Here is an 11294-nt window from a genome sequence, read left to right as displayed (position 1 = left end):
CCGCATCGGTTCGTCGCTGGTGGGCCGACCGCCGTCAGTCGACCTGGATCTCACCCATCGGGCCCCAGCCGTCGGACTCGACCTGCTCGGAGACGATCTGCGGCGTCGCGGACAGGTACTGCGGGAAATGCTCCTGCATGGTCACGAAGTGCTCGGAGTTCACGTGGGCCTCGGCGGCGTCGTCCTCGAACGCCTCGATCAGCACGTACGTGGTCGGCTCCTCCACGCTGCGGTACCACTCGAACCACTTGTTGCCCGGCTCGGCACGGGTCGCCTCGGTGAACGCGCGGCTGATCTCCGGCCAGTCGTCGGCGTGCTCGGGCTTCACGGGGAACTTCACGTTGATCAGGATCATGCGCCCAGCATCTCAGACATGCCGTCCCGATGGGGGAGCGTCACCCGCCGCTGCCCTCACCCCACCCGTCCCGATGCGGGGAGCGTCACCCCCGCATCGTCCGGGGCACACGCCCGACCCCGCTAGACTCACACCGTCTGCGCAACGCCGCGCATCGACCGTCTCCGTGCCCTGCCGCGCAGGGTGGGGCAGGGGTCCGCAGCGCCGGTGGGAGCGCTGACCTGACCCCGGGCCGACCGCCCCGCACGCCCTCGACGCGAAGGACGACATCGACGTGACGACCGCAGACGACCACCGCACCACCTGGGACTCCCGAGAGGCCTGTGCCGAGGCCCTCGTCCCGCTCGTGGGCCGCCTCTACCGCGAGAACGGGGTGGTGACCTCCGTCCACGGTCGCCCGCTGTTCCGCCGGGGCGCCATCGACATCATCAAGGCCCACCGCTTCGCCCGCCGCATCGACGACGTGGAGCTCGAGGTCGGCGACACCCTGCCGATGGTGGAGGCCATCGCCGAGCTGAAGCCCGGCCGTGCCTCCATCGACGTGGCGCGCCTGCACCGCAAGTACACCGAGTCCGGCTCCGGCGACCTGCAGGCCTTCCTGGCCGAGGAGCTGAAGGAGATCGCCGGAGGCTCCGCCGAGGCGGCCCAGCGCGACGTGGTGCTCTACGGCTTCGGCCGCATCGGCCGCCTGCTGGCCCGCATCCTCGTGGACCACGAGGGCCTGGCCTCCGGCTTGGTGCTGCGCGCCATCGTCACCCGCAAGGGCAAGGCCGAGAACGACCTCGAGAAGCGTGCCTCCCTGCTGCGCCGCGACTCCGTGCACGGCTCCTTCCAGGGCACCATCACGGTGGACGAGGAGAACCGCACCATCACGGCCAACGGCACCGAGATCGCCATGATCTACGCGAACGACCCCAGCGAGATCGACTACACGGCCTACGGCATCAACGACGCGATCGTCATCGACAACACCGGCGCCTGGCGCGACGTCGAGGGCCTGTCCAAGCACCTGCAGAGCAAGGGTGTCTCCCGCGTGCTGCTCACGGCCCCCGGCAAGGGCAACATGCCCAACATCGTGCACGGCGTGAACAACGAGATGATCGCCGACGAGAAGATCGTCTCCGCCGCCTCCTGCACCACCAACGCCATCACCCCGGTGCTGGCGCTGCTCGATGCGGAGTACGGTGTCGTGGGCGGCCACGTCGAGACGGTGCACGCGTTCACCAACGACCAGAACCTCATCGACAACTACCACAAGGGCGAGCGTCGTGGCCGTTCCGCGGTGCTGAACATGGTGCTCACCGAGACCGGTGCCGCCAAGGCCGTCTCGAAGGCCCTGCCGCAGCTCGAGGGCAAGCTCACGGGCAACGCCATCCGCGTCCCCACCCCGGACGTGTCCATGGCCGTGCTCAACCTGACCCTGGGCAAGCAGGTCACACGTGAGGAACTCAACGAGTTCCTGCGCAGCGCCTCCCTCTACGGCCCGCTGCACTCGCAGATCGACTACGTGGACTCCCCGGAGATCGTCTCCACCGACCTGGTGGGCAACCGCCACGCCGGCATCGTGGACGGCCGCGCCACCATCGCCACCGGTGACGACCGCGTGGTGCTGTACGTCTGGTACGACAACGAGTACGGCTACTCCTGCCAGGTCGTGCGCGTGGTGGAGGAGATGGCGGCAGCCCACCCGCCGGCCTTCCCCAAGGCCTGACGCCGACCCACACCACGACGGGCGCCCCGGACCAGCTGGTCCGGGGCGCCCCTTCTCGTGTGCCGGCGGCTCGATGGGGTGAGCCCCGGCCGTGCGCGCCGCCAGCCACCCGCATCAGAGCCGGTAGTCCACCACCACCGGCGCGTGGTCAGAGAGGCGCTCGGCCCGGCTGGGCTCCTTGTCCACCCCGGCGGACTCCACGCTGCGTGCCAGCGTGGGCGTGGCCAGGTGGTAGTCGATCCGCCACCCGGTGTCCCGCTCGAAGGCCTGGCCCATCCAGGACCACCAGGCGTAGGGCCCGTCGGTGTCGGGGTACTGGGAGCGCACCACGTCGACCAGCGTGCGGGGGGAGAGGATCGAGCCGAACCACTCGCGCTCGGACGGCAGGAAGCCCTCGGAGTTCTTGTTGCCCCGCCAGTTCTTCACGTCTCGCTCCGTGTGGGCCACGTTGAAGTCGCCCATCACCACGAACTCCCGCCCGGCCGCGGCGGCCGCCTTGCGGGAGCGGTCCAGCTGCTTGGCGAACCCGGCCAGGAAGCGCATCTTGCGGTCGTACTTCGCGCCGCCGTCGGGGGCCTCCCGCATGCGCTTGGCCATCTTCTCCTGCAGGTCCGCCGGCAGCCCACCCTTGGGCAGGTAGAGCGAGGCCACGGTCACCGGGGCATCGGCCAGGTCCACCTCGATGTAGCGGCCCTCGCCGGCGAACTCCTTGAGCTCCCGCGGCAGGGTCGGCCCCGCATCGGGCTCGGTGAGCTCCGTGTGCTCCTCACCCGGCGCCCGGCGCAGCACCGGGGCCCCGAAGGTCCGCACGGCCGCGGGTGCCTCACGGGTGAGCACGGCCACGCCGCTGCGGCCGGCGCGGTCGCCGGGGTCGTAGGACAGGTGGTACTCACCGAAGACCCCGGACGGCAGCAGGCCGACCGGGCAGCGCACCTCCTGCAGGGACACCACATCGGGCTGGCGACGGGCCAGCCACTGCTCGAATCCCCGGGTCTGACAGGCCCGGATGCCGTTGACGTTGAAGCTCGCGATCCGCATCGGGGAATTCTCTCAGCCGTCTCGCTGCCTCGGTGTCAGGCCCCGGAGTGAGGACCCGGGGTGCTTGGCGCTGGGTGGGGGTGACGGCCCCGGCTCAGCTCCAGTCCAGCAGCACCTTGCCGCACTTGCCGGAGCGCGCGGTGTCGAAGGCCTCCTGCCAGTCCTCGGCGGCGAACCGGTGGGTCACCACGCTGCGCACGTGCTCCACCAGGGTGGGGTTGTCCTGCAGCAGCTGGGTCATCTTGTACCAGGTCTCGAACATCTCCCGGCCGTAGATGCCCTGCAGCGTGAGCATGTGGGTGATGACCTTGCCCCAGTCCACCTCGTAGCCCTGGCCGGGCAGGCCCAGCATCGCGATGGCGCCGCCGTGGTTCATGGTGTCGATGGCCTCGCGCACCGCGGACCCGTGGCCCGACATCTCCAGGCACACGTCGAAGCCCTCCTTCATGCCCAGCTCGGCCATGGCGTCGGCGATGCGGGTCTGAGAGACGTTCACGGTCAGGTCGGCACCGGCGGCCCTGGCCAGCTCCAGGCGCTCGTCGTTCACATCGGTGGCCACCACGTAGCGGGCGCCCACGGCCTGGGCGACAGCCACGGCCATCACGCCGATGGGCCCGGACCCGGTCACCAGCACGTCCTCGGCGGCCAGCGGGAACTTCAGCGCGGTGTGGATGGCGTTGCCCAGCGGGTCGAACAGGGCGCCCAGGTCGGCGTCCACCCAGTCCGGCTGCTTCCACGCGTTCTCGGCGGGGATCACGACGTAGTCGGCGAACGCGCCGTCGCGGTTCACGCCGACGCCGAGGGTGTTGCGGCACAGGTGGCGGGCGCCGGCGCGGCAGTTGCGGCACACGCCGCACACGATGTGGCCCTCGCCGGAGACCTTGTCGCCCACGGCCAGGTCACCGCGGTCCTCCACGCCGTCCCCGAGCTCGACGATCTCACCGAAGAACTCGTGCCCGATGATCTGCGGCAGGGTCATGGCGCCCTCGGCCCACTCGTCCCAGCCCTCCAGGTGGAGGTCCGTGCCGCACAGGCCGGCGCGCTCCACCCGGATCTTCACCTCACCCACGCCTGCGGAGGGCTCCGGGGCGTCGATGAGCTGGAGGCCGGGGCCGGGGGAGGTCTTGGCGAGCGCGCGCATGGGGGTCCTATCGGCATCGATGACGTGAGCGTCCCCATCCCATCACGTCGTCCGGCCACGAGGTGGGCGGCCAGCCCGGGGCGCCCGACCGCCCACGGGCTCAGCCGTCGAGTGCCCAGGCGCGCACGGCATCCCCATCGGCATCCAGGGCCGGGGGAGCGGTGTGCGCGGTGCGGGTGGTCTCGGTCTGGGCGCCGTCGGCCACGTCGAAGAAGCGCAGCGGCGGCCCGGGCAGCTGGATGTCGCCCAGCACCGGGTGCTCCACCTGGGCCAGCAGCCCCTGCGAACGGGTCTGCTCCCACGCGTAGACCTCGTCCAGGGTCCGCACCTTGCCGCTGGGGATGCCCGCGGCGCCGAGCCGTGCCAGCAGGTCCTCGGCGGTCACGTCCGCGAACGCACCCTCCACGGCGGCGATGACGGCTGGCCGGTTCGCGTTGCGCTCGGCGTTGGTCGCCATGCCCTCGGCAGCCGGGTCCAGTCCGAACTCTGCACACAGCTTCTGCCAGAGGGTCTCGTTGCCGCACGAGATCTGCACCGACCCGTCCGCGCAGTGGAACAGGCCGTAGGGCGTGATGCTCGGGTGGTGGTTGCCCTGGGCGGCGGGAATCTCCTGCGCCACGGTCCACCGGGTGCCCTGGAAGGCGTGCACGCCCACGATGCTGGCGAGCAGCGAGGTGCGCACCACCTGGCCGCGGCCGGTCCGCTCCCGCTCGTACAGCGCGGTCATCACGCCGTAGGCGCCGTGGATGCCGGCCAACAGGTCGCCGATGGGGGTGCCCACCCGCTGCGGGTCGTCCGGTCCGGAGCCGGTCAGGCTCATCAGCCCGGCCTCACCTTGGGCGATCTGGTCGTACCCGGGGCGCCCGCCCTCGGGGCCGTCGTGGCCGAAGCCGCTGATGCTCAGCACCACCAGGCGCGGGTTCAGCTCGGCCAGCCGCTCCATCGAGAACCCGAGCCGGTCCATCACGCCGGTGCGGAAGTTCTCCATCAGCACGTCGGCCTTGCGGACCATGCCCTCCAGAACAGCCTTGTCGGCGTCGTCCTTGAGGTTCAGCGCGATGGACTCCTTGTTGCGGTTGCAGGAGAGGTAGTAGGTGCTGATGTGCTCGTCGTCCCCGACGAAGGGCGGGCCCCAGGAGCGGGTGTCGTCCCCGGTGCCGGGGGTCTCCACCTTGATGACGCGCGCGCCCTGGTCGCCCAGCATCTGGGCCGCGTGGGGGCCGGCGAGGGCCCGGGTCAGGTCGATGACGGTGATGTTCTGTAACGCTCCGGGCACGATCTGCTCCTACCTGCAGGGCTGGGTGGGTCTCGCTGTGCGTGATGTACGACACTACGTGGCCTGGACCCCTCACTGAAAGAAGGCCCCCGTGCTCGGACTGATCGGAGTGGTGCTCTCGCTGGCACTGCTCATCTACTTCGCCTACAAGGGCTACAGCATCATCCTGCTGGCCCCGGTCACGGCCCTGGTGGCCGGCATCTTCGCAGGTGCACCGCTCATGGCCATGTACACCCAGGTGTTCATGCCGGCCATGGGTGGCTTCCTCATCACCTACTTCCCGCTGTTCCTGCTCGGTGCGTTGTTCGGCAAGCTCATGAACGACTCGGGCTCGGCCTACTCCATCGCGCGCTTCATCGTGGAGCGGGTCGGTGCCAAGCACGCCGTGCTGGCCGTGGTGACGGCCTGCGGCATCCTCGCCTACGGCGGCGTGACGGTCTTCGTCGTCGTGTTCGCCATCTGGCCCATCGCGCGCGAGCTCTTCCAGGAGGCGGGCATCCCCAAGCGCTTCGCGCCGGCCGCCATCGCCCTGGGTTCGTTCTCCTTCGCCATGACCGCCATCCCTGGCACCCCGCAAATCCAGAACGCCATCCCGGCGCCCTACTTCCAGACCGACGCGTTCGCCGCACCCGGTCTGGGCCTCATCGCCGGCGCCATCATGTACGTGGGCGGCGTGGTCTACCTGAACCGTCGCGTGGCGGCCGCACGGGCCAAGGGCGAGGGGTACGACGACGGCGCCCTCATGCAGGGTGAGCAGACCACCGGGATCGGTCAGGAGGAGGAGGTCGCGGTGCCCACCACCACTCCGTTCTGGGTGGCCATGCTCCCCATCGTCCTGGTCATCACGCTGAACTTCCTGCTGGTGCGCTACATCTTCGACCTGTTCGACTTCTCGTACCTGGCCGAGGAGAAGTTCAGGGCCACGTCCATCGACAAGGTCGGCGGCATCTGGGCCATCATCATCTCGCTGCTGGTGGCCTGCCTGCTGGTGCTGGCACTGAACTGGAACCGTCTGCGTGAGCGCAAGAAGCTGCTCAACCAGGGCGCCGCCAGCTCGTTCCTGCCCATCATGAACACGGCCTCCGAAGTCGGCTACGGCGCCGTCATCGCGGCCCTGCCCGCCTTCGCCATCATCCGCGACGGTGCCTTCGGGGTGTCCTCCAACCCGGCGGTCTCGTTGGCGGTCTCCACCAACATCGTCGCGGGCATCACCGGCTCGGCCTCCGGTGGTCTGTCGATCGCCATGAACGCCTTCGGTGCGGAATACGCCGCCAAGGCGGCCGAGGTCGGCATCGATCCCGAGTTCATGCACCGCGTGGCCTCCCTGGCCGCCGGTGGCTTCGACGCCTTGCCCCACAACGGTGCCGTCATCACGGTGCTGGCCGTGACGGGGCTGACGCACCGCCAGTCCTACAAGGACATCGGCGTGGTCTGCGTGCTGATCCCCATCGTCGCCCTCGCGGTGGTTCTGGCCCTCGGGTCGGCCGTCGGTTCGTTCTGATCCACCCCCTCTGCGAAACTGGGGCGAGACGCAGTTCACATCTGGTGCGGGGTGACCCGCGGAAGGAGCCGACCATGGCCGAGCTCAAGGACCTCTCCACCCTCGAGGTCACCCCGTACAAGATGTTCATCGGCGGGGAGTGGGTCGATGCGGTCGACGGTGCCACCCTCGAGGTGATCACCCCCATCGACCGGAATGTCACCATCGCCACCACGCCGCGGGCGCAGCAGGCCGACGCGGATCGCGCCGTCGAGGCGGCGCGCGCGGCCTTCCCGGCGTGGGCGGCCCTGCCCTTCGCCGAGCGGTCCAAGGCGCTGCTGAAGTGCGCCGACGCACTGGAGGCGGCCAGCGAGGAGCTGGCGCAGCTGACCGCGCTGGACACGGGCAACGCGATCCGCACGCAGGCCCGCCCGGAGGCCGGCACGCTGGTGGCACTGTTCCGCTACTTCGCCGGCATCGCGGGTGAGGTCAAGGGCGTCACGCTCCCGTCGGACGACGGCACGTTGCAGTACACGCGCCGTGAGCCGCTGGGTGTGGTGGCCGGCATCCTGCCGTGGAACTCGCCGCTGCTCATCGCGGCGTTCAAGACGCCGGCGGCGCTGGCGGCGGGCAACACCATCGTTCTGAAGGCCGCGGAGGACGCCCCGCTGACCATCCTGAAGATGGCGGAGATCTGTGCCGAGCACCTGCCGGCCGGCGTGCTGAACGTGGTCACCGGGTACGGCGCGGAGATCGGCGACGCGCTCGTGAACCACCCGGGCGTGGACAAGCTGTCGTTCACGGGGTCGTCGCAGATCGGCAAGATGGTGGGCGGCAAGGCCACCGAGCGCATGGCCCACGTGTCGCTGGAGCTCGGGGGCAAGAGCCCCTGCATCGTGTTCCCCGACTCCTGCACCGACGAGGTGGTGGACCAGGTGATGCTGGCTACCCGCTTCGCGCGCCAGAGCCAGTCCTGCACCACGGGTTCGCGGGTGTTCCTGCACGAGGACATCGCCGAGGAGTTCCTCGCCAAGATGGTGGAGCGTACGAAGGGCATGACCGTCGGCGACCCCCGCGACGAGGCGTCCGACATCGGCTGCATCATCAACGCCAAGCAGTACGACCGCGTGCAGGGCTTCATCGACGAGGCCATGGCCCAGGACGGTGTGAAGGTGGAGTACGACGGCCGGGAGGACCTGCAGGTGGGGGAGCCCGGCTTCTACCACGCGCCGATCATCCTGTCGCAGGTCGACCCGAGCTGGCGGGTGGCGCGCGAGGAGGTCTTCGGGCCGCTGTTGAGCGTCATCACCTGGAAGGACGTGGACGAGGTGGTCGAGATGGCCAACGACTCGCACTACGGGCTGGCGGCGTTCGTGTTCTCCAAGAACCTGGACGACGCGCTGCGGACCGCGCACCGCATCGACTCCGGGTGGGTGCAGGTCAACCAGGGTGGCGGGCAGATCCCGGGGCAGTCCTACGGCGGCATGAAGGACTCCGGCGTGGGCCGTGAGGCGTCGCTGGAGGGGATGCTCGAGGGCTTCACCCAGATCAAGCAGATCAACGTCAAGCTCGGCTGAGCGGCCACACCCCGCGCCAAGGTGCGGTTTCGCACGACCCACCGGGTTTCCATACAGTCCCCTGCGTACGTGGTGGATCTGTGAGGACCCGGTGGGTCTGTCGTGTGCGTGGGGGTCTGCGCAGACGGTGTTACACCGACTGGGCCTGGGGATACACTCGGGTCATGCCCACCACACGTCCCCGCCACCTCGTCACCGAGTCCGATGAACTGGCCGCCGCGCTGGACAGTGCCCACCGCCGTTGGCCGGGGCTGAGCCGGTCCCGGCTGGTGGTGCGGCTCGCCCTGGAGGGGGAGCGACTGCACCGCGAGCAGGCAGCGGAGGAGTCGGCCCGGCGGCGGCGCATCCTAGAGTCCGCCAGGGACGAATTCGCCGGCATCGGCTCCGTCGAGGCCGTCAGGGCCGCCCGTGACGAGGAGTGGCCGGCGTGATCCTCGACGCGAACGTGGTCATCGCCCTGCTCAACCCCGAGGATGCACACCACAGCCGGGCGGCGGGGCTGTTGGTGGAGGCCCCAGAGGAAGACCTGCACATTCCCGCCGTGACCCTGGCAGAGGCGCTCGTGTGGCACGTGCGCGCCGGTACCGGCGAACGAGCGCTGGAGGTGCTCGAGGATCTGGGCCTTCGCCTCATCGAGTCGCAGGAGGACCCACTCGAACTGGCGAGAGTCCGTGCGGAGTCGGGGTTGCGGATGCCGGACTGCATCGTGCTGCACCACGCCCTGATGCGCGATGAGGCGCTCGCCACGATGGACGAGCGCCTCACGCGGGTGGCGGGGGAGCGGGGGCTCAGAACACTCCCGCACCCTCGAGGATGAGGATTACGCCGAACAGGGCGAACAGGGCTGCCGCACCGTAGGTGATGACCTTCTCGGGGAGTTTGCGGCCGAGGACGGCGCCGACGACGATGGCCAGGGCGTCGGCGGCGACCATGCCCAGGGTGCTGCCGATCCAGGTGCCGAACCAGCCTTCGCGGGTGGCCAGGGTGATGGTGGCCAGCATGGTCTTGTCACCCAGCTCGGCCAGGAAGAAGGCCATACCGACCGCGAAGATCGCCCGCCCGGTGGAGTTACGCGCCTTGGCGGCCTCTTCGTCGGTGAGCTCGTCGCCACGCAGGGTCCACAGGGCGAAGCCGAGGAACGCCATGCCGGCCACGATGGCGATGGCGCCTTGGTAGTCGGCGAACGCGTCGCCGATCCACCAGCCGATGCCGACGCTGGCCAGGTGGACGATCGCGGTGGCGATGGTGATGCCGATGAGCACGTCGCGGGCCCGGTAGCGGGCGGCAAAGGTCATGGCCATGAGTTGGCTCTTGTCACCGAGCTCGGCGATGAAGATGACGGCTGTGCTCAGCCAGAAGGCTTCCATGGGGGTCTCTTTCCGCCTGGTCGCAGCGGAAGGACTCTCATCCCGGACGCCTCGACCAGGCACGGGTACGAAGGGTCCGTGCGGTGGTCGAAAGTCTCGTCCGCCACGAAACGTGGCCTCCTGCGCCGGGCCGGTGGTGCTGGCCAGTGTGTCGACACAGGTGTTGGGGACTACTCCCTCTCGGTGGGGTAGAGCCTAACAGTGCCGCCGGGCCCATGGTGGCGAGCTCAGTCCCACCCGCGGATACGCACGATGACGACCAAGCCGATGAGGTAGACCACCACGAACGAGACGCAGAACCAGAGGAAGCCCAGGTGGGACAGCGGTCCCATGAACAGGACCAGCCACACCACGAGCATGCCCAGGTTCCACCACCACGGGGGCCCCGGCGGCGGCCCGCCCGGGCTGCTGCCCGTCAGCGCGGTGTTGTGGTCGTGCCATCCGGTGCCGTACACGCTTCTCCCCGTTGATCAGGCTGCCGAGTATCAGGACAGTATCCCGGCCCCTGCCAGGTCTCACGGCCGCGCCCCGTCCGCTGTTCCCACAGGCCTTCGGCACCCATCTCCCACAGCCGAGCTTCCTGCGCCGCGGTGAGTGCGGCGACGTCTTCGGTGTCCAGGACGGTCGCCATCATCGAGAAGCGACCCACCTCGTGCAGCCCCACCGTGCATGTCAGGCTCCACTTCACCGAGAGGGAGGAGTCCCCACCGCGCGGCCGGGCCATGGTGTGGTGCGGCATCGTGCCAGTACACTCCCACTTGGTGGCGATCGTCACCGCAATGCCGTGAGAGGGGTGGCCGTGTCCGCACAGCAGGTGATGGGGCTCGGGGTCGGGGCGGGTCTCGCCCTCGCGCTGGCATGGGGGTCGGCGGCGCTGCCGGACCCGCAGGTCCACCTGGCGTCCCACCCCGGGTCGACGACCGGCGCCCTCATGGACCGGGACCGGGACCGCACTGTCCTGGACGGGGTGGGCACGGTGCACAACCGGTCCACGGCACCCGTCGAGGTCGTGGACCTCACCTACCCAGCCGGTTCGGGTGTGGAGGTGGTCGACTTCTGGGCTACGGAGGACCCGGGTTGGCGCATCGGCGCTGGCTCCCTCGAGGAGACTCCGCCGCCGCCGGACGCCGACCGCATCGTGCCCCCTGGCAGGGAGTCGGACCTGACGGTCGCGGCCCGGCTCACGGGGGAGGTGGAGTGTCCGGAGAGGGTGACACCCACGGTCATCCTCTCCTCCGGGGGGCGCGCGCGTGTGTTCGCGAACACCGCGGGGCTCGAGCTGCGTGTCGAGGGGTGCCCCGGGGTCGAGTGGGGCGAGGATTGACCCGTCCGGGTGAGGCGCGTGCTCA

General features: G+C 69.8%; 12 protein-coding genes. 6 read left to right on the top strand and 6 right to left on the bottom strand.

Annotated features, from left to right (window positions below):
• Window positions 1-34: 34 nt before the first annotated feature.
• On the bottom strand, window positions 35-355 hold the full coding sequence (locus ACEY2A_RS05535) for a putative quinol monooxygenase (RefSeq protein ID WP_374929863.1): 321 nt from the start codon (window positions 353-355) through the stop codon (window positions 35-37).
• A 274-nt stretch (window positions 356-629) separates the two neighbouring features.
• Between ACEY2A_RS05535 and ACEY2A_RS05530 the strand changes: the two genes are divergently transcribed.
• Window positions 630-2066: a glyceraldehyde-3-phosphate dehydrogenase gene (locus ACEY2A_RS05530; RefSeq protein WP_374929862.1), complete on the top strand. Its 1437-nt coding sequence runs from the start codon at window positions 630-632 to the stop codon at window positions 2064-2066.
• Between the two features lie 114 nt (window positions 2067-2180).
• Here the strand turns inward: ACEY2A_RS05530 and ACEY2A_RS05525 are convergent, their stop codons facing one another.
• From ACEY2A_RS05525 to ACEY2A_RS05515, 3 genes are all read right to left on the bottom strand, one after another.
• On the bottom strand, window positions 2181-3104 hold the full coding sequence (locus tag ACEY2A_RS05525) for an exodeoxyribonuclease III (protein WP_374929861.1): 924 nt from the start codon (window positions 3102-3104) through the stop codon (window positions 2181-2183).
• A gap of 94 nt (window positions 3105-3198) precedes the next feature.
• Entirely contained in the window at window positions 3199-4245 is a 1047-nt protein-coding gene (tdh, locus tag ACEY2A_RS05520; RefSeq protein ID WP_374929860.1) for an L-threonine 3-dehydrogenase, read from the bottom strand.
• 100 nt (window positions 4246-4345) lie between these two features.
• Entirely contained in the window at window positions 4346-5521 is a 1176-nt protein-coding gene (locus ACEY2A_RS05515; RefSeq protein ID WP_374929859.1) for a CaiB/BaiF CoA transferase family protein, read from the bottom strand.
• 91 nt (window positions 5522-5612) lie between these two features.
• On the opposite strand from ACEY2A_RS05515, the gene ACEY2A_RS05510 reads away from it, so the two are divergent.
• From ACEY2A_RS05510 to ACEY2A_RS05495, 4 genes are all read left to right on the top strand, one after another.
• The gene (locus ACEY2A_RS05510) at window positions 5613-7022 is read left to right on the top strand and encodes a GntP family permease (RefSeq protein ID WP_374929858.1); all 1410 of its coding nucleotides are present in this window, start codon (window positions 5613-5615) and stop codon (window positions 7020-7022) included.
• Window positions 7023-7096: 74 nt separating this feature from the next.
• The gene (locus ACEY2A_RS05505; protein WP_374929857.1) at window positions 7097-8578 is read left to right on the top strand and encodes an aldehyde dehydrogenase family protein; all 1482 of its coding nucleotides are present in this window, start codon (window positions 7097-7099) and stop codon (window positions 8576-8578) included.
• A 164-nt stretch (window positions 8579-8742) separates the two neighbouring features.
• Entirely contained in the window at window positions 8743-9009 is a 267-nt protein-coding gene (locus tag ACEY2A_RS05500; RefSeq protein ID WP_075867387.1) for a hypothetical protein, read from the top strand.
• Window positions 9006-9395, top strand: a complete 390-nt coding sequence (locus ACEY2A_RS05495; protein WP_374929856.1) for a type II toxin-antitoxin system VapC family toxin — start codon at window positions 9006-9008, stop codon at window positions 9393-9395. The genes ACEY2A_RS05500 and ACEY2A_RS05495 overlap by 4 nt, the downstream gene beginning before the upstream one ends.
• On the opposite strand, the gene ACEY2A_RS05490 is transcribed toward ACEY2A_RS05495, so the two are convergent.
• Entirely contained in the window at window positions 9367-9945 is a 579-nt protein-coding gene (locus ACEY2A_RS05490; RefSeq protein WP_374929855.1) for a TMEM165/GDT1 family protein, read from the bottom strand. The two genes, ACEY2A_RS05495 and ACEY2A_RS05490, sit on opposite strands and share 29 nt — an antisense overlap.
• A 227-nt stretch (window positions 9946-10172) precedes the next feature.
• Window positions 10173-10400: a hypothetical protein gene (locus ACEY2A_RS05485; protein ID WP_374929854.1), complete on the bottom strand. Its 228-nt coding sequence runs from the start codon at window positions 10398-10400 to the stop codon at window positions 10173-10175.
• Window positions 10401-10744: 344 nt separating this feature from the next.
• On the opposite strand from ACEY2A_RS05485, the gene ACEY2A_RS05480 reads away from it, so the two are divergent.
• Entirely contained in the window at window positions 10745-11269 is a 525-nt protein-coding gene (locus tag ACEY2A_RS05480; RefSeq protein ID WP_374929853.1) for a hypothetical protein, read from the top strand.
• The last annotated feature ends 25 nt before the right edge of the window (window positions 11270-11294 follow it).

This window comes from Kytococcus sedentarius (assembly GCF_041937525.1).
In the GTDB taxonomy this organism is placed as follows: domain Bacteria; phylum Actinomycetota; class Actinomycetes; order Actinomycetales; family Dermatophilaceae; genus Kytococcus; species Kytococcus sedentarius_A.
Note: the sequence above shows the minus strand (reverse complement) of the source record. Positions and strands in the feature narration are given on the sequence as shown.

Excerpts from the sequence above, each read along its gene's own strand:
- ACEY2A_RS05500 (WP_075867387.1), top strand. The coding sequence starts at position 8,743 with ATGCCCACCACACGTCCCCGCCACCTCGTCACCGAGTCCGATGAACTG.
- tdh (WP_374929860.1), bottom strand. The coding sequence starts at position 4,245 with ATGCGCGCGCTCGCCAAGACCTCCCCCGGCCCCGGCCTCCAGCTCATC.
- ACEY2A_RS05535 (WP_374929863.1), bottom strand. The coding sequence starts at position 355 with ATGATCCTGATCAACGTGAAGTTCCCCGTGAAGCCCGAGCACGCCGAC.
- ACEY2A_RS05490 (WP_374929855.1), bottom strand. The coding sequence starts at position 9,945 with ATGGAAGCCTTCTGGCTGAGCACAGCCGTCATCTTCATCGCCGAGCTC.
- ACEY2A_RS05525 (WP_374929861.1), bottom strand. The coding sequence starts at position 3,104 with ATGCGGATCGCGAGCTTCAACGTCAACGGCATCCGGGCCTGTCAGACC.
- ACEY2A_RS05505 (WP_374929857.1), top strand. The coding sequence starts at position 7,097 with ATGGCCGAGCTCAAGGACCTCTCCACCCTCGAGGTCACCCCGTACAAG.